Origin of the sequence: Streptomyces monashensis, from assembly GCF_001866665.1 — a bacterium.
GTDB lineage: Bacteria > Actinomycetota > Actinomycetes > Streptomycetales > Streptomycetaceae > Streptomyces > Streptomyces monashensis.
On sequence record NZ_MLYO01000025.1, the window covers coordinates 38,143 to 60,295 of the forward strand.

General features: G+C 69.7%; 17 protein-coding genes and 4 pseudogenes. 9 read left to right on the forward strand and 12 right to left on the reverse strand.

The window, feature by feature from the left end; genetic code table 11:
• Positions 1-2: 2 nt before the first annotated feature.
• From dnaK to BIV23_RS53565, 3 genes and pseudogenes are all read right to left on the reverse strand, one after another.
• Positions 3-1,910 carry a molecular chaperone DnaK gene (gene dnaK, locus BIV23_RS15345; protein WP_071381404.1) on the reverse strand — a complete coding sequence of 636 codons (1,908 nt, stop codon included), beginning with the start codon at positions 1,908-1,910 and terminating at the stop codon, positions 3-5.
• A complete protein-coding gene (locus tag BIV23_RS51810) occupies positions 1,865-2,236 on the reverse strand; it encodes a hypothetical protein (protein WP_245790539.1) in 372 nt (123 codons plus the stop codon). Before BIV23_RS51810 ends, dnaK begins: the two co-directional genes overlap by 46 nt.
• A gap of 109 nt (positions 2,237-2,345) precedes the next feature.
• Positions 2,346-2,459 (reverse strand): annotated as a pseudogene (locus BIV23_RS53565) (general stress protein); the annotation flags it as partial.
• Positions 2,460-2,835: 376 nt separating this feature from the next.
• Here BIV23_RS53565 and BIV23_RS15355 point away from each other — a divergent pair.
• Both BIV23_RS15355 and BIV23_RS51815 read left to right on the forward strand, forming a co-directional pair.
• Positions 2,836-4,464 (forward strand): PucR family transcriptional regulator, encoded by a 1,629-nt coding sequence (locus BIV23_RS15355; protein ID WP_425443492.1) that lies wholly within the window; start codon positions 2,836-2,838, stop codon positions 4,462-4,464.
• 301 nt (positions 4,465-4,765) lie between these two features.
• A pseudogene (locus BIV23_RS51815) lies at positions 4,766-5,050 on the forward strand (SpoIIE family protein phosphatase); the annotation flags it as partial.
• Positions 5,051-5,069: 19 nt separating this feature from the next.
• Here BIV23_RS51815 and BIV23_RS51820 read toward each other — a convergent pair.
• Positions 5,070-5,171: pseudogene (locus BIV23_RS51820) on the reverse strand (IS982 family transposase); the annotation flags it as partial.
• A gap of 322 nt (positions 5,172-5,493) precedes the next feature.
• On the opposite strand from BIV23_RS51820, the gene BIV23_RS15365 reads away from it, so the two are divergent.
• Both BIV23_RS15365 and BIV23_RS15370 read left to right on the forward strand, forming a co-directional pair.
• On the forward strand, positions 5,494-6,912 hold the full coding sequence (locus tag BIV23_RS15365) for a sugar porter family MFS transporter (RefSeq protein ID WP_071381407.1): 1,419 nt from the start codon (positions 5,494-5,496) through the stop codon (positions 6,910-6,912).
• A 326-nt stretch (positions 6,913-7,238) separates the two neighbouring features.
• A pseudogene (locus BIV23_RS15370) lies at positions 7,239-7,536 on the forward strand (Hsp20/alpha crystallin family protein); the annotation flags it as partial.
• A 520-nt stretch (positions 7,537-8,056) separates the two neighbouring features.
• Here BIV23_RS15370 and BIV23_RS15375 read toward each other — a convergent pair.
• From BIV23_RS15375 to BIV23_RS15395, 5 genes are all read right to left on the reverse strand, one after another.
• The gene (locus BIV23_RS15375) at positions 8,057-9,367 is read right to left on the reverse strand and encodes an NRAMP family divalent metal transporter (RefSeq protein WP_071381513.1); all 1,311 of its coding nucleotides are present in this window, start codon (positions 9,365-9,367) and stop codon (positions 8,057-8,059) included.
• A gap of 48 nt (positions 9,368-9,415) precedes the next feature.
• Positions 9,416-10,663: a magnesium transporter MgtE N-terminal domain-containing protein gene (locus tag BIV23_RS15380; RefSeq protein WP_218161866.1), complete on the reverse strand. Its 1,248-nt coding sequence runs from the start codon at positions 10,661-10,663 to the stop codon at positions 9,416-9,418.
• A 254-nt stretch (positions 10,664-10,917) separates the two neighbouring features.
• Positions 10,918-13,185, reverse strand: a complete 2,268-nt coding sequence (locus tag BIV23_RS15385) for an APC family permease (RefSeq protein WP_079173191.1) — start codon at positions 13,183-13,185, stop codon at positions 10,918-10,920.
• A 162-nt stretch (positions 13,186-13,347) separates the two neighbouring features.
• Complete coding sequence (locus BIV23_RS46270) at positions 13,348-13,707, reverse strand: SpoIIE family protein phosphatase (RefSeq protein ID WP_079173192.1); 360 nt, start codon at positions 13,705-13,707, stop codon at positions 13,348-13,350.
• A gap of 249 nt (positions 13,708-13,956) precedes the next feature.
• Positions 13,957-15,195, reverse strand: coding sequence for an ABC transporter ATP-binding protein (locus tag BIV23_RS15395; RefSeq protein ID WP_071381410.1), 1,239 nt, complete (start codon positions 15,193-15,195; stop codon positions 13,957-13,959).
• A gap of 229 nt (positions 15,196-15,424) precedes the next feature.
• Here BIV23_RS15395 and BIV23_RS15400 point away from each other — a divergent pair, with 229 nt between their 5' ends.
• The 3 genes from BIV23_RS15400 to BIV23_RS15410 all read left to right on the forward strand — a co-directional run bounded on the left by BIV23_RS15400 (position 15,425) and on the right by BIV23_RS15410 (position 19,285).
• Positions 15,425-16,462, forward strand: a complete 1,038-nt coding sequence (locus tag BIV23_RS15400; protein ID WP_071381411.1) for a C40 family peptidase — start codon at positions 15,425-15,427, stop codon at positions 16,460-16,462.
• Positions 16,463-16,577: 115 nt separating this feature from the next.
• Positions 16,578-17,795: a glycosyltransferase gene (locus BIV23_RS15405; RefSeq protein ID WP_071381412.1), complete on the forward strand. Its 1,218-nt coding sequence runs from the start codon at positions 16,578-16,580 to the stop codon at positions 17,793-17,795.
• 113 nt (positions 17,796-17,908) lie between these two features.
• The gene (locus tag BIV23_RS15410; RefSeq protein WP_071381413.1) at positions 17,909-19,285 is read left to right on the forward strand and encodes a glycoside hydrolase family 43 protein; all 1,377 of its coding nucleotides are present in this window, start codon (positions 17,909-17,911) and stop codon (positions 19,283-19,285) included.
• Between the two features lie 24 nt (positions 19,286-19,309).
• Here the strand turns inward: BIV23_RS15410 and BIV23_RS50305 are convergent, their stop codons facing one another.
• Positions 19,310-19,480 carry a hypothetical protein gene (locus BIV23_RS50305; protein WP_177239905.1) on the reverse strand — a complete coding sequence of 57 codons (171 nt, stop codon included), beginning with the start codon at positions 19,478-19,480 and terminating at the stop codon, positions 19,310-19,312.
• 41 nt (positions 19,481-19,521) lie between these two features.
• Here BIV23_RS50305 and BIV23_RS15415 point away from each other — a divergent pair, with 41 nt between their 5' ends.
• Together BIV23_RS15415 and BIV23_RS53210 are read left to right on the forward strand one after the other, a co-directional pair.
• Complete coding sequence (locus BIV23_RS15415; RefSeq protein ID WP_071381414.1) at positions 19,522-19,746, forward strand: DUF1275 family protein; 225 nt, start codon at positions 19,522-19,524, stop codon at positions 19,744-19,746.
• 494 nt (positions 19,747-20,240) lie between these two features.
• The gene (locus tag BIV23_RS53210; RefSeq protein WP_071381415.1) at positions 20,241-20,915 is read left to right on the forward strand and encodes a LysM peptidoglycan-binding domain-containing protein; all 675 of its coding nucleotides are present in this window, start codon (positions 20,241-20,243) and stop codon (positions 20,913-20,915) included.
• A 105-nt stretch (positions 20,916-21,020) separates the two neighbouring features.
• Here BIV23_RS53210 and BIV23_RS15425 read toward each other — a convergent pair whose 3' ends face one another.
• Together BIV23_RS15425 and BIV23_RS15430 are read right to left on the reverse strand one after the other, a co-directional pair.
• Complete coding sequence (locus BIV23_RS15425) at positions 21,021-21,767, reverse strand: sulfite exporter TauE/SafE family protein (protein WP_071381416.1); 747 nt, start codon at positions 21,765-21,767, stop codon at positions 21,021-21,023.
• On the reverse strand, positions 21,764-22,153 hold the full coding sequence (locus BIV23_RS15430; RefSeq protein WP_079173175.1) for a rhodanese-like domain-containing protein: 390 nt from the start codon (positions 22,151-22,153) through the stop codon (positions 21,764-21,766). Before BIV23_RS15430 ends, BIV23_RS15425 begins: the two co-directional genes overlap by 4 nt.

Consider the following 22,153-nt stretch of genomic DNA (forward strand, 5'->3'; position numbering starts at 1 on the left):
CCTCAGTCCTTGTCGAACTCGGCATCGATGACGTCTTCGTCACCGCCAGCGCCGCCCGGGCCACCGGTCGCGCCGCCCCCGGTGGTGTCCTGGCCGGGACCGCCCGTGGCAGCGGCGCCCTGATGGGCCGCCAGCCCGGCGAGCACCTGCTGGAGTTCGGAGGTCAGGGGCCGCACGCGCTCCGCACCCGCCTCTTCCTTGACCGCCGCCCGGGCGTCGGACACGAGCATCTCGGCGCGTGCCTTCTCGTGCGCGGGCGCTGCGTCGCCCAGTTCGGCGAGGCGCTTCTCGACCTGGTAGGCGACGGCGTCGAGCTCGTTGCGGGCGTCGACGGCCTCACGGAGTGCCTGGTCCTGGCCCCGGTTGCGCTCGGCCTCCTGGACCATGCGTTCAACCTCACTGCGGTCGAGGTTGGAGCTCTCGCTGATGGTGATGCCCTGTTCCTTGCCGGTGTCCCGGTCGCGGGCCTTGACGTTGAGGATGCCGTTGGCGTCGATGTCGAAGGTGACCTCGATCTGTGGTTCGCCCCGCGGCGCCGGGCGGATGTCGGTGAGCTGGAACCGGCCGAGCACCCGGTTGTCGGCGGCTCGTTCGCGCTCGCCCTGGAGGACGACGATGTCGACGGCGGGCTGGTTGTCCTCGGCGGTGGAGAAGGTCTCGGCGCGGCGCACGGGGATGGTGGTGTTCCGCTCGATGATCTTCGTCATCACGCCACCGCGCGTCTCGACACCCAGCGACAGGGGTGTGACGTCCAGCAGCAGGACGTCCTTGACCTCGCCCTTGAGCACCCCGGCCTGGATCGCGGCGCCCAGGGCGACGACCTCATCGGGGTTGACGCTCATGTTGGGTTCCTTGCCGCCGGTCAGCCGACGCACGAGGGCTTGGACCGCCGGGATACGTGTGGAACCGCCGACGAGGATGACCTCGTCGATGTCGCTCTCGCCGACCTTGGCGTCGGCCATGGCCTGCTGGACCGGTCCCAGGCACCGCTCCACCAGGTCGCTGGTGATCTGCTCGAACGTGGACCGCATGATCGAGTCGGTGAGATGCTTGGGGCCCGACGCGTCGGCGGTGATGAACGGCAGGCTCACCTGCGTCTGCGTCACCGAACTGAGCTCGGTCTTGGCCTTCTCCGCCGCCTCGAAGAGGCGTTGCAGCGCCTGCGGGTCCTTGCGCAGGTCGATGCCGTTCTCCTTCTGGAAGTCGTCCGCGAGGTAATCCACGAGACGCCGGTCGAAGTCGTCGCCGCCCAGGTGGCTGTCGCCGGCGGTGGAGCGCACCTCCACCACGCCGTCGCCGACGTCGAGGATGCTCACGTCGAAGGTGCCGCCGCCCAGGTCGAAGACGAGGACGGTCTCGTGCTGCTTCTTGTCCATGCCGTACGCGAGGGCCGCCGCCGTCGGCTCGTTGATGATCCGCAGCACCTCCAGTCCCGCGATCCGTCCGGCGTCCTTGGTGGCGGTGCGCTGAGCGTCATTGAAGTAGGCGGGCACCGTGATGACCGCCTCCGTGACCCGCTCCCCCAGCTGCTTGGAAGCGTCGTCGGCGAGTTTCCGCAGCACCTGGGCGCTGATCTCCTCAGGCGCGTACAGCTTGTCGCGCACCTTGAAGCGGGCCGCCCCGCCGTCGCCCTCGACGACGTCGTACGCCACCGCCCTGGCCTCGTCGGAGATCTCGTCGAAGTGCCGGCCGATGAACCGCTTGGCCGAGTAGATGGTGCCCTTCGGGTTGAGGATCGCCTGGCGCCGGGCCAGCTGGCCCACCAGGCGCTCGCCAGTATCGGTGAAGGCCACCACGGACGGTGTCGTGCGGTTGCCCTCGCTGTTGGGCACGACGGACGGCTCGCCGCCCTCCCACACGGCGATCACCGAGTTGGTGGTGCCCAGGTCGATGCCCACTGCCTTCGCCATGAGGAACTCCTCCCGGTCCGGCGCCTGCGCCGACTCCCCGGATCACGTTCGTTCAGGTACGACTGGAACCTCCGCCGGCAGGTACGGGGGGAACCTTCGCCGGTGGTCTGCAGCCCGCCGATCAGCCGTACAGCCTCGTCGGCGACCGCCTCGTCCACCACGACCTCGTACCGGCTCGGCTGCATCGAGCGGAGCGAGGCGAAATCCCGGCGACCGCCCTGCAGGGCCTGCAGCAGCATGCCGAACAGCGCACCGCCGATCACTCCGAAGATCAGCCCGTACAGGGTGAGGAGCCGGGCGGAGACGACCAGGTCGAGCCAGTTCACAAGGCCGAACCGCCAGCCGATCGGGACACCGGAGAGCGCACCGCTCGTCCGCGGCCCTGCCGTAGTCCACCCGGCCGATCACCTGCTCGGCCACGCGCACGTCCTGGCCGGTGATCGCCACCGCCTTCACGGGAAACCCCTGGTCGGAGAGGTGGTGAACGCTGTGTTCGGCTTCCCGGTACGTCTTGTACGGGGCAACCGGCCTGCGATGCTGCTCGGTCATCGCTCAGCCCTTCCTGCCGGCGCGCACGGCGGTTTTCGAACACTCCCCAGGGTGGCGAGCCGAGTGGCTCCACGCCTGCGCCTGGCGAGTCAGAAATGTACGGGTCCGGTCCCCCCACGAGTACGAAAGGTACTATCTGCACATATCGGATAAGTCGACCCGTGGGCGGGTACGCGAAACACCACTCGCCTCCCTGTAGGGTTGGAGAGAACGGAGTGATCCCATGGTCGACAGCCGGGCGCACAACCTGTACCGCCGGCGCTCCGACCGGGAGGGCAGCCTTCCGCAGGGCAGCGCTGGGCGGCACCCCAGGACCGCGCGGAAAGAGCGTCGCCCACCCGCTCCAGCCCCGGCTGACCATGCCCTCCACGAACTGATGGCGCTCTCCCGCGCCCTGTTCGGCACCTGGGACGAAGGCGAGATCCTGCGCCTGGCCATGGACCACATAGCCGCCGCAGGGCCGTACAGCGCCGAGGCCGGATACCTCAAGGTGGACGGCGATCTGATCCCCAGCCCGAGGAACGGGCGGATCCATGCCTTGGCCATGGACCGGAGGGTGCGGGAGCTGACCGAGCAGGACGGCCCTGTGACCGTACCCGGCAGGCCCTGGGGCCGGGCCCTGGGGCTACGCGGACTTGAGGGACTCCACGGCTACCTCGTGGTGACGTCCCGCTCCCGGCCCACCGAGGCCGAGCGATCTCTGCTCGCCACGCTCGTCCGGCACACCGCTGCTGCGCTGTCAGTCGCTTTCGCACATCGCCGCCGATGCGAGGACGCGCTGGAGCTGCACCGACTGAGGCAGGAACGGACAGCCCTCCAACGGCAGCTGATCTCTGTGGTGGCTGAGCTGGGCTACGAGCGAGCCGTGCACGCGTTCATGGCCGGTGTAGCTGCCTCGGGTGACGGCGAGGAAGCTGTCACCCGCGCACTGCACAGGCTCACTGGACTTCCCGCGCTGGTCGAGGACCGCTTCGGTCGGCTGAGGTCCTGGACCGGCCCCAGCCGCCCCGTCCCCTATCCCGAACCGGACCCCGTGCGCCAGGACGAAATGCTGCACGCCGTCGCCCGTCAGGCCGGGCCGGTGCGGATAAGGGACCGGCTGATCACCTTGATCCGCCCGCACGGCGAGATCCTGGGCGTGCTGGCCCTGGTCGATGCCCGGGACGAGGCGGACGAGCACACCGTGCTCGCGCTGGAGCACGCTGCCGCGTCACTCGCCCCGGAGCTGACGCACCTGCGCAATCTGGCCGAAGTGGAGCTGAGGCTGCACCGCGAGCTGGTCGACGACCTCCTGGCAGGCACGGACGAGGCGAGCGCCTACGCCCGGTCCGAGGCAGTCGGACACGACCTGCACCGCAGCCACTACGTCGTCGTGGTGCAGTGGTCGAACCGGACTGCGGACGACTCCTTCGCGCAGACCGTGGGCCGGGCGGCCTCTGCCGTGGGCATGCGCTCGCTGCTGACCCGACGTTCCGACCACGTGGTCCTGGTCGCCGACGACAGGCCGCACGCCCGCGCGCTGTACGAGGCGCTCGCCCGGGAGACCGGAACACGGTCCGGGACGATCGGGGTGAGCGCCCCTTGCGACTCCCTGGACGACATCCCCCACCGCTACCAGGAGGCGCAGCGCGCTCTGGAAGTGCGCCGCCACTCCCGCGAGCGCTACGGCACGACGTTCTTCGACGAGCTCGGCCTCTACCGCATCCTGGGACCTGGCAACGATTACCGGGAACTGGAGACGTTCGTCCACGAGTGGCTCGGGCAGCTCATCGATTACGACTCTCAGCACCACACGGCCATGGTGGAGACCCTGTCCCGGTACTTCGACTGCGGCGGCAACTACGACGAGACCGCCGAATCCCTCGCGATCCACCGCAGCACGCTGCGCTACCGGCTCCAGCGCATCCGCGACATCAGCGGCAACGACCTCGCGAACGTCGAGGACCGGCTCAACCTCCAGGTGGCGACCCGAGTGTGGAAGATCGTGCTGGGCGGACACGGTTGAGGCTCCCACGCACCGCGGGGCCGGGTCCGCTGTCCCCATCACCGTGGGGAGCAGGATGCGGCCAGACTGAAGAAGAGGTCGTCGAACCGGGCCGCGTACTCCTCCAGCGGCCCCGGCGCAGGTGGACGCGGACGGCGAGCGGTCATCTACAGCCCCCAGCACGGCAGTTGACTCCTACCACCGCCCTACGACCAAGCCGAACTGCCGTCAACACCCGCCACCGCCGGATTTCACGAACTACCGGTATTTGCGGCCATTTCCGCCCCTGATCCACCGTCAGCTCCTGCTCCACGACGCCCTGGTGCGACCCACCGAACCCCCGCTGGGTACGCCGGCCGACCTGGCCGACGGAGCCCGGGCCGTGCATCAGACCACCCTCGAACCCTGCCACCGGATACTGCTCTACACCGACGGCGCCGTGGAATCACGCGACAAGGGCGGCGAGGAGTTCGGCCTGGAGCGCTTCACCGAGTACGTCATCCGCTCGACGGCGGCCGGACAGGACGCCCCGGAGGTCCTCCACCTGCTCATCCACGCCGTCCTCGACCACCAGCACAACGAACTCAGCGACGACGCGACCATCGTGCTGGTCGAGTGGCAGCCGCCCAGCGGCCGTGGCCCGCGCAGTAACCGTTCTCGGCCCGTCCGGCCAGGTCGAAAGGCTTGACGGTCTCGCGGGAGCGGCCGCACTCGACCGGCCTGGAGTTGAGGATCCACAATGCTGAGCGACGGCAACCGCGCTCCCTACCGGCTGTCACAAGCCGCAACCGACCAGCGAAGCCCAATAGCGCGGTGCCGCACGCGCGGGCCTCATCATGGCCGTAGCGCGTCAAGGGCTCCGCCGAGTCGGCGGTGTGCCCCGGACAGTCACGCCGGTTCGGTCGTGTCGCGCGGCCGACGAGCGCCGTTGAGCAGAACATGACGATGGCACCGAGTCGGCCGCTGACACCACGGACGGGTGCGGTGCCACCCGTCCTGCCTACCGAGTGAGCCACGCGGGCCAGGACCACTCACCGTCCTGGAGGAACCATGACCCGAGCTGAAGACAAGGCGCCACCGATCGGCGCCCTGAACGGGCACATGCTGATGGCGGCAGTGGTATCCGCGATCAGCGGGATGCTGTACGGCTACGACACAGGCGTCATCTCCGGCGGGCTGCTCCAGATCGCCAAGGAGTTCCACATCGGAAACACCATGAAGGAGGTGATCGCGGCCTCGATCCTCCTGGGTGCCGTGGTCGGCTCCCTCGTCTGCAGCCTGCTGTCCGAACGTGTCGGTCGACACCGCACGATCCTGATGATCTGCGTGGTGTTCGTCCTCGGCAGCCTGGCCAGCTCACTCGCACCCACTGCGGTCGCTCTGGCCCTGGCCCGGGTGCTGCTTGGCTTCGCCGTCGGCGGCGCCACTCAGACCGTACCCATGTACGTTGCCGAGCTGGCCCCCAAGTCGATCCGCGGACGTCTGGTGCTCTGCTTCCAACTCGCCATCGGTGTCGGCATCGTCATCGCGACGCTCGTGGGTGCGAGCGAGACGGTCTCCTGGCGGGAGGCAATTGGCGCAGCCGCCGCACCTGCACTGGTGATGCTTCTCCTTCAGTTGCGCCTGCCCGAGAGCCCGCGGTGGTTGGTGCTCAAGTTCGGCCTCGGTCGTGCGGAGGAGGCGCAGAAGGTGCTCTACAGGTTGCGGCCCGACGGCTACGACATCTCCTCCGAGCTCGAAGAGATCGTCGCTCTGGAGGGACGCCAGCAGCGGACCAGCAGAGGCAACCGCGGTTGGAGCGGGCTGCGGCAGCCATGGGTACGGCCGGCTTTGGCAGTCGGCTGCGGCATTGCCCTGTTCACCCAGCTGTCCGGCATCGAAATGATCATCTACTATGCTCCGACCATCCTGACCGACAACGGCTTCTCCAAGACGATCGCGCTTTGGGTCAGCGTGGCGCTGGGCACGGTCTACCTCGTCATGATGGTGGTCGGCCTGATCATCGTCGACAAGGTCGGGCGCCGCCGGCTGACTCTGGTGATGGTGCCAGGCACGGCGCTCAGCCTGTTCGCGCTCGGCGCCTTCTTCGTCACCGGCCACTCCGGCCACGCCTACGTGCCACCAATCGTCGCCTGCCTGCTGACCTTCATGTTTTTCAACGCTGGCGGGCTCCAGCTGATGGGCTGGCTGACCGGTTCCGAGATCTACCCCCTAGCGGTGCGTGCGGCGGCCGCAAGCGTGCAGTCGGCCACTCTGTGGGGCACGAACCTGCTGATCACGCTCACACTGCTGACGATGATCAGCATCTTCGGTGTGGGCCAGGTGTTCTGGATCTACGGGATGTTCAACGTCGCGGCATGGCTGTTCGTGTGGTGGCGGATGCCCGAGCTCACCGGACACAGCCTCGAAGACATTGAGAGGCACCTGAAGAGCGGGCGGTTCCGCCCGCGCGACTTCGCTCGCGTCTGACTGCTTGAGCAGGACCATCCGGGGACGCGCGTCCGGCAGGTGCGGTCGCATCCGCGAGCTGATGCGTGAGCCGATCGGGGTCGCCCAGCGCGCCGGTATGCGCAAGCACTTCCACTTCCCCCTTCGCTCCTTGGCAACGGTCGCCGCTGTGGGAGGCCCTGACGCTCAAGAACTGCTTATGCCTATAGCCCAACAGCAACTTGTTGAAAGGGTCGGACTGGAAGAAGTTGATATCAATAGACTCAACCTCTCATCGCAGTCTGTGAGCATTCGGTAACGCCGACCGCCTCGCCGGCTGAGCCGGTGCAAGGAGGTCGGCGCACGGCGTGGAGCTGGACCTGCCCGGCGTCGATCCGGAGTCCATCGACCCGGATGTCGAGCGAAACGTCCTGACGGTGAAGGCCGAACGCAAGCCAGCGTACGGCGACAACACCGACACGGTGATCAGCGAGCGGCCCGCGGGGACCTTCAGCCGACAGTTGTTCCTCGGTGACACTCTCGACACCGAGCGGATCGAGGCCTCCTACGAAGCGGGTGCTGAAGCTGCGTATCCCAGTGGCCGAGCAGGCCAAGCCTCGAAAGATCGCGATAAGCGGCGGCGACCGCAAGGAACTGGACAGCTGACCAACGAGCCATCCCGATAGGCCTCGGGTCAACCCGAGGTCTGTCGCCGCCCATGGAACAGGCCGGGCGCCGTAGGATCTGGTGAGTGGAACCAGTTGCCGTCCGCGCTGAACGTGCCGCCGAGGGTGCCGTTCCAAGCCGCCCTGGTGCTCGTCGGCGGAGCCGCCTGAGAACGGTGGGGCCCTGGCGGGGTGCGTCCGCCGGGGTGCCGAGTCAGGAGCTGGGTGGCTGTTCCGGCTCCCCGCCGTTGGCGGTGAACAATTTGGTGAAGGTGGCTCCACAGCGGCAATGGGAGTGCTCGATCAGTTCCCCGGCTTCGGACACGCTCAGCCCCTGACTGAGTCGCACGTGCACATGATCGGCCATGAGGAGCTGCTTTCCTTGACGTCCGTTATGCGCCTCAGGGTGACGGCTCGTCGCGTTCGATGGCAATGTCGCAGCTCACCCCAAGTGTTTGATCTTTGTCTGCCCGCCAGTCTTCCTTTGCCCAGCTGACGCGTGCGGGTAGGGCGCACCTTGGTCAGCCCATGCCGAGCCAGCTCAGCAGGGTCTGGAGCAGAACGACGGCCGACAACAGGGCGATGACGGACACGCACACGGAGGCCACCGCGCGGAAGAGGGGGCCGTTGGCGGCTGCGCCCAGAACGCTGTGGCGGTTGGCCAGGGTGAGGACGTAGGTGAGCAGGATGGGGGTGATCAGACCGTTGACGACCTGGGCCCGCACCAGAAGCTGGATCAGGTTGCCGGGGATCAAGGCGATGGCGGCACCGATGAGGATCTGTGCCGAGAACAGCCCAATAAACAAAGGGGCGTCGCGAAATCGGCGGGAGACGGAGCTTTCCACACCGACTGCTTCCGCGACGGCGTAGGACGTGGACAGCGGGACCACGGCGGCGGCCAGTGCCGAGGCGCCAAGGAGCCCGAGGCCGAAGAGCTGTGCAGCGAAGCGGCCCGCCACCGGCTTCAGCGCCGAGGCGGCCTGCGCCGCAGAGTCCAGCGGTGCCCGAGTGGTGATCGCGGCGGCCGTGGCGATGATGATGAACATGCTGATGGCGTTGGCGAAGATCGATCCGGCGACGGTGTCGGTCCTCTCCCGCGGGTATTCGGCGGGGCCGATACCGCGGTCGGCGACGGCAGCGGCGACGTAGAACTGCATGTACGGAGTGATCGTGGTGCCGATCAGCGCGACCCCGAGCAGCAGGAAGTCCTTGCCGCCCACGAAATGCGGCCAGACCAGCTGGGCCCCGGCCTGCCCCCAATCGGGGTGGGCCAGCACGGCGGCGAGGGGATAGGTGAGAAACGCCAGCGACAGCACCAGGAAGACTTTCTCCGCGTACCGGTAGGAGCCGAAGACCACCAGCGCCCACACGCCCACCGCTGCGATCGGTACCGCGATGTAGCGGGAGACGCCGAGCAGTTGGAGGGCCGCGCCAATGCCGGCGAACTCGGAGACCACCAGGCCCAAGTTGGCCACGATCAGGCACAGCAGGGCGAAGGAGGAGACGCGGACGGAGAACTGCTCACGGATCAGTCCGCCGAGCCCGACCCCGGTATAGGCCCCGAGCCGGGCGCACATCTCTTGCACCACCACCAGCGCGACGGTGACCAGGAGCATGAAGAACAGGGTGCGGTAGCCGTACTGGGCCCCGGCCGAGGCGTAGGTGGCGATCCCACCAGCGTCGTTGCCCGCGTTGGCGGCGATCAGGCCGGGGCCCGCGATGGTCAGGGCAGTCAGCAGGCGGCGCCTCCAGCTCGGTGCGGACCGGCCCCGCGCAGGTGTGGGCGCGTCGGACCGGTCTGCAGCAGGCGCCGTGGTCGAGTCCGGGTCCATGACCATGGCCTTTCGTCTCGGGCACGTACGCGGGAGGAGTGGGCTGGTTCAGGGGACGAAACGGAAGACGCGGAACTGGCCGCGCTCGGGTACGAGGGCGTCGACCAGGTCGTCGGCGAGGATCCGGCCGACGGGACGGTGCTGGTCGTCGACGACCACGACGGAATGGCGGCGGGTGTCGGTCAGCCGCTCGATCACCTCGCTCAGCGGCGCGTCCGGGGCGACGGTCACCGGGGCCGGCTCTTGGACGAGTTCAGCCAGCCGGGTGCCGGGTTCGGCGAGCAGCAGCCGCACCACCGGCACGTCGTCGACCAGCGCGCCGTCACCGTCGAGGACGCACACCGCGTCCAGGTCGGCGGCGTGCTCGGCCTGCCCGCGCAGCTCGGCCACCACGTCCGCCACCGACCGGTCGGCGGTGGCGGTGACCAGCAGGGATGTCATCAGCGCACCGGCCGTGCCCTCGGCGTAGCCCAGCAGCCTGCGCAGCCGGTCAGCCTGCTGGGGGTGCATCGCGCCCAGCAGCCGCTCCCGCTCCTGTTCGGGCACGTCGCGCAGCGCCTCACTGGCCTCGTCGGGCTCCATCTCCTCCAACAGCCGAGCGGCCTGTGCGGTGGGGGCCTCGCGCAGCAGCGCCTCGAGGTCGGCGGCGTGCATCTCCTCCAGCGCGTCCGCGGCCTTGCCGGGCTCGACCATCTGAAGCAGCTCGCTGCGCGGACCGCGGCCCAGGTCCTCCAGCAGGTCGGCCAGCTCCGCCGGACGCAAGGTCTTCAGGGCGGAATTCGCAGCGCGCAGCCGCACCTGCCTCGCTGCGGTGCCCTCGCGCTCCGGGCCGCCCAGCGCCTGGATAGCTGCCCAGTCCAGCACTTTCTCCGGTGCAGGCCGCCGGCGCAGGCGACGCGGTCCGATGCGGCGCAGCAGGACCTTGAGCCCGACCTCTGCGCCCACCAGGTGCCAGGTTCCGTCCACGCGGGCCAGGTACAGGTCCGAGGCGCGGATCACGCGGACCCCGTCGACGTCCACCAGCTGGTGGTCCAGTACATCGTGGGCGAGGCGCACCTCGCCGTCGCGCACCTTGAAGTCCCGCAGGTCCAGCCGGGCCGAGTTCAGCCGCACGCCGTCGGCGGCCAGGTCCGCGACCGCCGTGACCGGCACATAGGCGGCCCGGTGGCCGACCTTGACCACCAGCCCGGACACCGCCGGGTACGGTTCGCCGCTCCACCGGCAGATCACATCCAGCAAATGGCCGATCTCCTGACCGGCGGGATTGACCACCACCACGCGTAGCAAGCCCGTCAACGAGACGAGGGCCTCCCGCACAACCCTTTTGCCAAGGGCCCCGTCCTCGCGACGCTTCGGCCTGGCCGACTGCGGTTCCATTCCCGGCATGTTGAATACCCTCACGCACGCTTCGGATCAGGCAGACACCAACACGCCTGTGGCTGTTGGCCTCGTCCGCGCGGCGCGGAGTCGTGCTGGAGGGCTGAGGGATAGCCCGCCTGCTCCCTGTAGCCAGGCTGCCATCACGGCGGTTTCCCGTCCTGGCGGCTCGCCTATCTGGGCAAGTGGAACGGAATGGTCGTGATGACGATCTTCGGCAGTGGTCGCAGAGCCCGCCGCAGTCGGGGGGCGGTCTGGTTGTGGAGGACGCGTTGCCACCAGTGACGCACGACGATCTCGGGGAGGATCACGGTCAGCGTGAGATCGGGTCGCTGGTGGTGCAGGGTCTCGATGTAGTGGACCAGCGGGGCGACGATCGCGCGGTGGGGTGAGACGACGACCTCGAGCGGGAGGTGGTCGCCCCAGGTCGCCCAGTAGCTGCGAAAGCGTTCCGCCTCGGTCTCGGTCGGGCTGAGATGCAGGGCCAGGAGAGGTTGTCCGAGGGAGGCCGCGTATGCCAGTGCGCGCATGCCGGCGAGGTCGAGCCGGGCGATGGGCACGATGACCAGGTGGCTGACCTCCTCCGGGTATTCCTCACTCTCGGCTTCCTCTAGTTCCTCCGTCTCGGTGTCCGCTGTCATAGGGGGCATGGCAGTCGGCCGCACTTGCGGTCCGGAACCCGGTGCCGACTGTCGGGGCAGTTCGATGACGTGGGGGCGCAGGGCGAGGGCCTGGGTGCAGAGGTCGTAGTGGCGGCGGATGCGCAGGGCAAGCAGGACGAGGAGTCCGATCACGAGGACGGCGACCCATGCGCCCTCGGTGAACTTGGTGATGCCTGCGGTGACGAAGACGATGGCGGACAGCAGGCCGCCGGTGGCGTTGAAGATGAGGCTCTTGCGCCAGTGGGCCTGATCGCGGTGGCGCAGCCAGTGCACCACCATGCCGGCCTGCGACAGGGTGAACGCCAGGAACACCCCGACGGCGTACAGCGGGATTAGGGACTGCGTGTTGCCGGCGAACCCGACGAAGATTGCGATCGCGGCCAGCGCCAGGGCCAGGATTCCGTTGCTGAAGGCGAGCCGGTCGCCGACGCGCAGGAACAGGCGCGGTGCGTGGCCGCTGCGTGCCAGCAGGAACAGCACGCGGGGAAAGTCGTTGAAGGCGGTGTTGGCGGCCAGCAGCAGGATGGCGGCCGTCGCCGCCTGTACATAGCCGTACATGACTCCGGGGCCGAAGGTACGGCGAGCGAGTTGGGAGAGGACAGTCTCGTTGCCGTGCGGCACCACCCCGTCGAGGTGGACCAGTGCGACCGTGCCGCCGAACAGGATGATCAGCACGGTGACCATCCAGGTCAGCGTCGTACGGGCATTGCGCCACTCCGTCGGGCGGAATGCTGGTACGGCGTTGGAGATCGCCTCGATACCGGTCATGGCCGTGGATCCGGAGGTGAAGGCCCGCAGGACCAGCAGCAGGGTGACTCCTTCCGTGACCGGAAGCCGGGGCGTCGGCATGGGCTGGAATCCGTGGGCGGCCGCGTCGGCCAGCCCCACGGCCACAAGCGTGAAGACCGCGATGATGAACGCGTACGTGGGTGCCGCGAAGGCGGCACCCGCCTGGCGTACTCCGCGCAGGTTCCCCACCAGCAGGACGACGATCACCGCCACACCGATCATCACCGCGCTCGGGGCGAGTGCGGGCAGGGCTGAGGTGATCGCCTCGATCCCCGAGGCGATCGAGACGGCGACGGTCATGATGTAGTCGATCATCAGGCCGGCGGCGGCGATCACACCTGGCACCCGTCCGAGATTGTCGCTGGCCACGATGTACGAGCCGCCGCCGTGTGGATAAGCGCGGATCGTCTGGCGGTAGGAAACGCCGACGGCGAGCATCATGAAGGCGATGACCGCGGCGATCGGTAGGGAGTAGCGCAGTCCGGCGGCGCCGCCGAGTACCAGCACTGCCAGCATTGCCTCGGGGCCGTAGGCGACCGAGGAGAGGGCGTCCGCCGACAGGACCGGCAGCGCCACCAGTTTGCGCATCCGCTCGGCGGCGATCGCGGTGCCCGCGAGCGGAGGGCCCAGCAGTACCCGCCGGACGTGGTGGCCGACGCGTCCAAGCGGCGACGGTGGGGCCTCAGCTTCCTCTTCTGCCTCGACTCCGGGCAGGCCGGTGAGGGGTACGAAGCGACCGAAACGCTTCGGGCGCACGGCGTCCGGGTAGCCGCCGAGGTTGGGATCCACCGGCAGCGCGGACCGCCACGCTTCGGGACCCTCCAGGACCTGCCCCCACTCGCGTCCGACGTAGCGCAGGATCTTCAGGTCTCGGTCACTGAGCTTCGGCAGCAGGGCATCCGGGCTCGGCGCGCCCGCAGCGGAGGTGTCCGCGCTGTCATTCCCGCTGCCGTTGTCCGTATCCGACGAGCGACCACGCCCGGCTTCCATGCGGATCATGTACCCGATACCTGGACAGTAACCACCTCGTGTCGGTGTGGTCGATTGCTATGCGGCGTGCCGGGGCTGAGGTTGCAGCGGTGAAGTCCTTGGTGGAGATCGTCTTGAAGGCTTTCGTGGCAGCGTCATGGAGTCCAGTGCTCAGCCGATGAATCACAGGATGGTCGCTGCGGGCGACCGGAGCGCCGCGAGGCCGAGTGGGTGAAGGCGCAGGGTGAGGAGGGCGACGTCGTCAGGGCAGCGCTCGGTGAGGGGTCCGGCGAGGAGTTCGTCACAGAAGGCGGGCAGGGGTTCGCGGGCGAGGGCAGCGGCGTGCTGGCGCAGTCGGGTCAGGTCTGCGTCCAGGGATTCGCCGCGGCGTTCGATCAGCCCGTCGGTGTAGAGCAGAAGGGTGGAGCGGGCAGCGGCTGGGACCGGCTGAACCTCCAGGCGGCGACCCGTGTGTGGAAGATCGTGCTGGGCGGGCCTGATTGAGGCACCCACGCACCGCGGCGCCGGATCCGCTGTCCCCATCACCGTGGGGAGCAGGATGCGCTCCGCCGAAATGGCTCGTCAGGCATCACGCAGACCACCAGCGGTTCGAAGGCGATGGCCTGCCGCACACCGCAGGTGTCCTGCTCCGAGCGGTTCCTCCACGCCGGTGCACGGACAGCCCATGTAGGAATTGTTCACGGGGTCCGCAGAGGGGCAGTGTTCACGGGCTTGGACCGGTGACGTGCACCACTGGTCAACGCTGAGACCGTGTTCATCGCCACGCGGCCCCTACACCTCCAGGCTGACGCCGTCCAGCGCGGGCTCGTCGGCACCGGGGTAGACGTAGGTGAGGTTCTCCGTCCTGACGATGCCCGGGGAGGCGGGAGAGCGGGTTCCGCGGTTCATGCGGTGGCCGCCGGCTTCCTCGATGAAGTCGACCCAGTCGTCGAAGTACAGACCGGTGCGGAAGAGCTGGGTGCCGTAGCCGACGAGACCGCGCAGCGACGAGCCGACGGTGCGCAGCGCGAACACCGCGGTTCCGGCGGAGGCCACGGACATGTGGCCGGTCGCCAGGAGTGCCGCGAGCGCGCTCCAGACGACGAGGGAGCCGACCCCGCCCGCGAGGGCGCCGAGGAGCTGGAAGCGGCCTCCCCGGTTGATGGCGTGGTCGGTGATGGTGTCCACGCGGGCGCCGATCTTCCGGTACAGGCCGAGGAGGAAGGGGGCCATGGTGCCGGCCCGGACCTGGTCGGCGGTCTCCTTGTCCACGATGTACCAGCGCAGCAGGGCGAGGATGCGCCGTTCGGACGACATGGCGCGGCTGGCCTCGTAGGTGACCTGGGCGCTCTTCATGCTGGCGAGCCCTTGCGGGAGGACGGCCAGGAGAAGCAGCGGGAGGAGGACCGGGTGCAGGGCGGTGAGGACGCCGGCGGCGGCGACGATGGAGGCGAGGCAGGCCATGAGCTGCTGGGACTGGGTGATCAGGTCCTGGGCGAGTTCGGCGCCCCGGTCGGCGTTGTCCCACCTGTCGTTGAAGCCCGGCTGGTCGTAGGCGGTCAGCTCGGCCGCGACGGCCGCGTTCAGCATCTCCAGCTCGGCCTCGCGGGAGATCCGCGGGGACAGCCGCCAGGACAGGTTCGTGATGGCGATGGCGAGCAGAGCCCGGGCGCCGGCTGCGACGGCGAGGGCGGTGATGGCCGGGACGGCGCTCGTGAGCCGGTCCTGGATGTGCCCGGAGCCGACCAGCGCCGTGATGGTGCTGGTCGTGGCGACCAGGCCGAACGCTTCCAGAGCGGCCGACAGTCCCTGACAGGTGAGCAGGGAGACGACGGCCCGCCGGTCGATCTTCCAGGCGAGGGCCAGGGCGCGGCGCATGAGGTACGGAAGGCGCCGCGCCATGCCCCACGTGGTGGCCGGGTGGCGGCGCAGGACGGTGAGCCGAGGGGACTCGAACCGGAGTTCCTCGGCCGGTTCGTCGGGGGCGGGTTTGTCGGAGGCGGGTTCGCCGGAACCACTGGCTGCGCTCAAGTCGGTCCTTCCGCAGGGGAGTTGGGCATGCCAGAGTGCGCCATACCGGACGTTCCCGGGAATGGCGCGAGCGCAAGATCCACTCGAACTCGTGAACCGCACGGCGTGGCGACGTACACATCGAGCAAGATCCTTCATGCAAACATTTGATCTTTCCATGGGAAAGTCATTAAGGTCTTGCTCCAGTCCTCGCTCAGGTGATCACTCAAGGCAGAAGGAGCTCACCCCTGTGGCGTCCCATCGTCGGCCCAAGCAGCCGAGCCGCACCCGTGTGACCGTGCTGACCACCGCGGCCGCCGCTGCCGTCGTGCTCAGCGCGAACGCCGCCGACGCCGCCCCGAGCGAGAAGCTCGGCAAGGACGAGGTCAAGGCGAAGGTCGACAAGCTCTACGAGCAGGCGGAGCAGGCCACCGAGAAGTACAACGGGGCCAAGGAGAAGCAGCAGAGGCTGCAGAAGGAGATCTCCACCCTCCAGGACGGCGTCGCGCGGGGCCAGCAGGACCTCAACAAGCTGCGCGACGGCCTGGGTTCGCTGGCCACGGCCCAGTACCGCTCCGGCGGCATCGATCCCTCGGTCCAGCTCTTCCTGTCCTCCCACCCGGACGACTTCCTCGACAGGGCCTCCACGCTCGACCAGTTGAGCGCCCAGCAGGTCGACGCGCTGAAGAAGATCCAGGACCAACAGCGCGAACTCACCCAGGAGCGCGCCGAGGCCACCGAGAAGCTGAGGGACCTCGCCGCCACCCGTACCGAGCTGGGCACCAAGAAGAAGGAGGTCCAGAGCAAGCTCGCGGCGGCTCAGAAGCTGCTCAACACCCTGACCGCCAAGGAGAAGGCCGCGCTCGCCACCGAGCAGGCGCGGGCCGACCGCTCCGCCACCGCGCGCGTGGACCTCGGCACCGGCAGCTCCACCTCCGGCCGCGCCTCCGCCGCCTTCGCCGCTGCCCGGAGCCAGCTCGGCAAGCCGTACGTCTACGGCGCCACCGGCACCGCCTCCTACGACTGCTCCGGCCTGACCTCGTGGGCGTACGCACAGGCCGGCGTCTCCCTACCGCGCACCTCCGAGGCCCAGACGGGCGCCGGGACCCGCCTCACCCGGAGCCAGCTCCAGGTCGGCGATCTGGTCTTCTTCTTCAACGACCTGCACCACGTCGGCCTGTACGCGGGCAACGGCCAGATCCTGCACGCCCCCCGGACCGGCACGGTCGTACGGTACGAGTCGATGGACACCATCGGCGGACCGTTCATGTTCGGCGTCCGGGTCTGAGCGGACCGCCGGCGATCGCGGGCGGTCCGGCCGACGGCGCGCTGGGTGCGCGTCACGTCCCTGCCGTTCGCACCTCGTTCCCTTACCTTTCTGTGCCAGCACAGAAAGGTTTGTCGTGCGGGTACTTTTCACCACGCTCGGTAGTCCCTCCCACGGCCGCGCCCAGTCGCCCCTGGCCAGGGCGTTCGCGGCGGCCGGCCACGACGTGCTCGTGGCCACCGCCCCGTCTCTCGTCCCGCTCTTCGCGCAGGACGACGTCCGGGTGAGCGCCTGTGTCGGCGAGTTCTCCGTACGGTCCTTCATCGCCGCGGACGTGCTCGCGCAGGCGTCCCGGAGCAGTCCGGAGGGAGAGGCCCGGCACGGCCTGCTGGAGCGGGCCTTGCTCCTGGCCATGTCCGGGCCGATGGCCGAGGTTCTCCTGGAGCGGATCCTGCCGGTGGCACGGGAGTTCCGACCCGACCTGATCCTCCGTGACGGCATGGACCTCAGCTCCTGCCTGACCGCGGAGCACCTCGGCGTCCCGCAGTTGCCCACCCCGTCGGGCGCCGGCAACGCCGTCGATCCCGCCCAGGTACTGCCCCGTCTCAACGCCGTACGGCGGGAACAGGGGCTGCCCGCCCAGGAGGACCCGCTGTCGATCGTCCCCCACGGGCGTATCGACTACGTACCGGCGGCGTTCTCGTTCGCCCGGCACCTGCCCCCGTCGTGGGCGTACCGGCAGACCGTGGCCGTGGACCACCGGTCGGCCCTGCCACGCTGGATCGCTGAACTGCCCACCGACCGCCCCCTGGTGTTCGCCGCGCTCGGCACCGCGCTCCCGATGATCCGGGAGCAGACCGCCGCCGCTCCCGCCCAGGAGCAACTGCCGGTCCCGCTGCCCGACCCGGTGGTGACGCTGCGGTCGATGATCGAGGCGGCCGGGCGGCTGGAGGAGTGCACGGTCGTCGTCGCCACCTCGGGCCTCCCGGCGGACACCGAGGGCCTGCCCGCGCATGTGCGCGTCACCGACCGGGTGCCACAGCCCTTGCTGCTGGAGTCCGTCGACGCGTTCCTCACCCACGGCGGCTACAACAGCGTCCGCGAGTCGCTGCGCACGGCCACTCCCATGGCGGTACTGCCCCAGTTCGGCGACCAGTTGGCCAACGCGCGCCGGGTGCAGGAGCTCGGGCTCGGCCGGGCGATCGACGACAGCACGCCGGACGGCATCGCCGCGGCCGTACGCCAGACGCTGGCCGATCCGCACATCCGCGCCAGGACCCGCGAGGCCCGGCTGGCCATGCTGGCGCTGCCGGAGATCGAGAGTGCCGTCGAGGACCTGAAGAAACTCGCCTGAGATTATTGACGCGAACATGGCCACACCTTACGTTCTGAGCGACCAACCGAACCATGTTCGATATATCGAGCATGCCGTCGTCCTCAAGGGCCCGCACCCCTCCTGGAGCACGCATGGCCACCTCCCGGCGTCAGTTCCTCGGTCTCGCGGCCGCCACTCCCCTGGCCGCGACCGGCGCGCTGAGCCTCGGCGCCGCAGCCGCGCAGGCGGCCGACTCGGCGTACGTGATGTGTTACTTCACCGAGTCGACCAGCCTCGGCGACGGCACGGACTACGGCCTCCACCTGGCCGTCAGCCAGGACGCGCTGGAATGGACACCGCTGAACCAGAACAACCCCGTGGTCACCCCCACCGAGGGAGACCTCGGGCTGCGCGACCCGTTCGTCCTGCGGGGGCAGGACGGCACGTTCGTCGTCCTCGCCACCGATCTCAAGGGCACCGACTGGAACTACGTCAGCCAGTACATCCACGTCTGGTACTCGACCGACCTGTGCACCTTCACCGGCTACCACCGGCTGAAGCTGCACGACATGAACACCCACGCCTGGGCGCCGGAGGCGTTCTGGGACGCGGGCCGGGGCCAGTACGCGCTGATCTACTCGGCCGTCAATGACAGCGGCCACAACGTCATCATGGTGAACTACACCACCGACTTCCTGACCGTCTCCGCACCCCAGGTCTTCTTCGACCCGGGCTACGACGTCATCGACGGCGACATGGCGGTCGGCGTGGGCGGCGTCAACTACCTCTACTTCAAGAAGAACCAGACACTGGTGGGCGCCCGCTCCACGTCGCTCGCCCCGGGGAGCTTCACGGAGTTCAGCACGGCCGTCGCGCACGGCGGCACCGAGGCGCCGGAACTGGTCTCGTCCCCCGCCGCCGGCACCTGGTACCTCTACGGAGACACCTACACCCCCAACGGCGTCTTCTACGTCTGGCAGTCCGGTGATCTGTCCACCGGTACGTGGACCGCACGCGACCAGAAGACCTACACCCAGCCGGTCAACTCCAAGCACTGCGGCATCCGCGCGATCACGTCGGCGGAGTACGCCGAACTCCTGTCGTACTGGGGCACTCCGCAGTGGAACCGGCTCAAGTCGTACAACCACCCGGACCGTTACGTCCGTCACGCCGACTTCGTGGGCCGCGTCGACGCGTACCCCATCGACCCGTATCTCGACTCGGAGTGGAAGCTGGTCCCGGGGCTCGCGGACCCGGCAGGTGTCTCCTTCCAGTCGGTCAACTACCCGACGCACTACCTGCGTCACTACGACTACCAGCTCCGACTCGACGCCGGCGACGGCACGTCCGCGTTCGCCGGGGACGCGACCTTCTACCGCACACCGGGCCTGGCGGACGCGAGCTGGGCCTCGTTCCGGTCGTACAACAACCCGACCCGCCACATCCGCCACTTCGACTACGTCCTGCGCATCGACCCGATCTCCACGGCCACGGACCGGCAGGACGCGACCTTCCGGGTCGGGTACTGAGCCCGCGCTCGCACGCGGGCGGCGTCACTCCGGACGGCCGATGGAGCGGACCTCCTCGATGACGTGGCAGCCGGCGCTGGTGCGGAGGTTCACCGCCACCTCGTTGCCGCCCCCCACGGAGAACATCAGCACCGAGTCGCCGCCCGCGAGCGTCGCCCGCTCGCCGACCGCCATCGCGGCCCCGCCGTATCCCACGATGTCACCGGCGTGGGAGGCCTTCTCGGCGGCTGCGCGCCGTGGCGCTGGGAACGCAGAACGCCGTCGTCGAGCGGATCTGCGTGCCGGGAGTCACCACCACGGTCATGACCAGCACCCTGACCGGCCTGATCGCCAACCGTCCGGAGGAGCGCACCTCGTCGACGGCCCGGCGGCAGGCCCTCAGCGTCCTCACCCTGGTCACCGGCGCCGCGCGAGCCGGACCGCATCGCTCCGGAGGGATGAGCGGGCGCCGCGCCGGATGAGGCAGAGTCCGCGGTTCACCGTGTGCCCGCGGGCCGCCCGTGTGCCGGAAGCGGTGACGCCGGCGCCGTGGCGGTACGGACGACCGCGCTCTGCGCGATGTCCAAACTGCGGCTCATCGCGCGGCCGGAGGGCGTGTGCGCCTCCTGGCCCGTTCGCCGCAGTGCCCGGTACCGCGTCGGCCGCATCCGGGCCGTCGCGTCCGGGTCGAGCGCTCCCCCACCCGTCGTAGGCGTGCGCCGCCCCACGGCCCGTGCCGCGTCGGGGCGACAGCACGCTACGACGGTCGGCCCGACTTCCGTGCTCCCGTGCCCACGTGTGTGCGCACTTGCCAGTCTAGTTGACGGATCGTCAGGAAATCGGGCGGTGGCACGCGGCGGCGCACTGGACCGCGTGAGCTCTGCGCTCCTTGTGAGCGCCCGGGCGGCACTGCCGTACTGCCTACAGCCCGCCGGACCGACCGGCTGGGCGGGAACCGCAGTGGAGAGGAAGGCCTATGACCGCACGACGGCCCCACCGCCGCACCATGCCCCCACGGCTCCTGCCGTCGCTCCGTACCGCCCTCACCCTCGGCAGCTTCGGCATCGTTCTGCCGCTCCTCGCACCGGCCGCCTCCCACGCGGCCTCCGGCACCGCGTGGGACCGGGTCGCCGGCTGCGAGAGCGGCGGCGACTGGAGCATCAACACCGGCAACGGGTTCTACGGCGGGTTGCAGTTCACCCGGTCCACCTGGGCGGCCTACGGCGGGACCGCGTACGCGCCGCGGGCCGATCTGGCGAGCCGGGCGGAGCAGATCAACGTGGCGGAAGCGGTGCTCGCCCAGCAGGGGCCGGGAGCCTGGCCGGTCTGCTCGGCACGGGCGAACCTCACGCGGGGCAACGGACGGAACGCGCCGGTCGCACGCCCCGCCACCCCCTGGCGTCCCGCCACTCCTCTGCGTACCACCACCCCCCTGCGCCCCGCACCCGAGTCCCGCCCGCAGACCGCAACCGGCCACCGCTCCCGCACCTCCTACACCGTGCACGGGGGCGACACCCTGTCCGGCGTCGCGCAGCAGGCCGCCGTCCCCGGCGGCTGGCATCGGCTCTACGACACCAACCGGAGCGTCATCGGCCCGGATCCGGACATGATCCGGCCGGGGCAGCGGCTCGCCCTGCCTGCGGCCGACTAGCGAGTCCGTGCGCCGGCCGGCACGTCCGTGCGGCGGGGCGGGGAGGATCGTCCCCGCCCCGCCGCACGGGCCTGCGGGTTCGGCGTCGTCGCGTCAGTCACCGCGTCAGATCACCGCGTCGGCGAACATGCAGGCGGCCACCGCCAGCAGCACCACGGCGAAGATCCGCCGCAGGGTCCCGCCCCGCACCTTCGCCCCCAGGCGCCTGCCGTCCCACGCCCCGAGGATCGCGGCGCCCGCGAAGGGACCGACGACCGCCCAGTCGAGGTGGTCCACGGTGCCGCCGCGCAGGCCGAGCGCCGCCAGGGAGTTGACGGTGATGACCAGCAGACTGGTACCCACCGCCTCGCGCATGCGCAGCCCGAGCACGCCCACGAGAGCCGGTACGGCGAGGAAGCCGCCGCCGACCCCGAGGACGCCGGTCACCGTGCCGAGTCCGGCGCCGGCTACCGCCGCGCGCACGGGCCGCACCTCCCGTACGGCGCCGTCCTGCGGCCCGGGCCGTAGCATGCGGACCGCCGCGACGGCCGCGACCAGCGCGAATCCGGCCGACAGGACACCCGCCGGCAGGTGCCCGGCGAGCACGGAGCCGAGCATCGCCGGGCCGATGCCCGCAGCCGCGAAGAGCAGCCCCATACTCCAGCGGACATGACCGTCCCGGGCGTGCGCGGTCAGTGCGGTGCCCGAGGTGAGCGCCACGATCACCAGTCCCGCGGTGGTGGCCGCCACCGGGGTGAAGCCGAGCAGGTAGATCAGGGCGGGTACGGCGAGGACGCTGCCACCGCCGCCGAGCGCGCCCAGGGCCAGCCCGATCACGGCGCCGGCCACCACGGCGAGGATCAGGGCGCTCACGCGACCGTGCCGCGCAGGCCCCGCGCGTCCACCACCGCAAGCCCTGCCTCCGCCCAGTCCCGCATGCCGCCGATCACGTCGACGGCCTCGACGCCGTGGGCGCCCAGCAGGTCGGCGGCCTGCCGCGAGCGGTTGCCCGAGCGGCAGATGACGATCAGGCGCCGTCCCTGGATCTCGCACGGCAGCGGGGTGCCCTCGTAGAGCGTGGTGAGGGACAGGTGGACGGCTCCGGGGACATGGCCCGCGTCCCATTCGTCCGGTTCCCGGACGTCCAGCAGGACGGGCGGGCCGGCGTCGTCGCACGGCGTGGCCCGCACGGCGTGTCCGGTGCGTTCGGCTGCTTCCTGCACGGTGATCCGGCCTGTGCCGGAAGGGGATGACTCCAT

Bases quoted from the DNA above. Each gene is read 5' to 3' on its own strand.
- dnaK (WP_071381404.1), bottom strand. From the start codon at position 1,910: ATGGCGAAGGCAGTGGGCATCGACCTGGGCACCACCAACTCGGTGATC.
- BIV23_RS15355 (WP_425443492.1), top strand. From the start codon at position 2,836: ATGGCGCTCTCCCGCGCCCTGTTCGGCACCTGGGACGAAGGCGAGATC.
- BIV23_RS15365 (WP_071381407.1), top strand. From the start codon at position 5,494: ATGACCCGAGCTGAAGACAAGGCGCCACCGATCGGCGCCCTGAACGGG.
- BIV23_RS15375 (WP_071381513.1), bottom strand. From the start codon at position 9,367: ATGGACCCGGACTCGACCACGGCGCCTGCTGCAGACCGGTCCGACGCG.
- BIV23_RS15385 (WP_079173191.1), bottom strand. From the start codon at position 13,185: ATGGAAGCCGGGCGTGGTCGCTCGTCGGATACGGACAACGGCAGCGGG.
- BIV23_RS46270 (WP_079173192.1), bottom strand. From the start codon at position 13,707: ATGGGGACAGCGGATCCGGCGCCGCGGTGCGTGGGTGCCTCAATCAGG.
- BIV23_RS15410 (WP_071381413.1), top strand. From the start codon at position 17,909: ATGGCCACCTCCCGGCGTCAGTTCCTCGGTCTCGCGGCCGCCACTCCC.
- BIV23_RS53210 (WP_071381415.1), top strand. From the start codon at position 20,241: ATGACCGCACGACGGCCCCACCGCCGCACCATGCCCCCACGGCTCCTG.
- BIV23_RS15430 (WP_079173175.1), bottom strand. From the start codon at position 22,153: ATGGAGTCATCCCCTTCCGGCACAGGCCGGATCACCGTGCAGGAAGCA.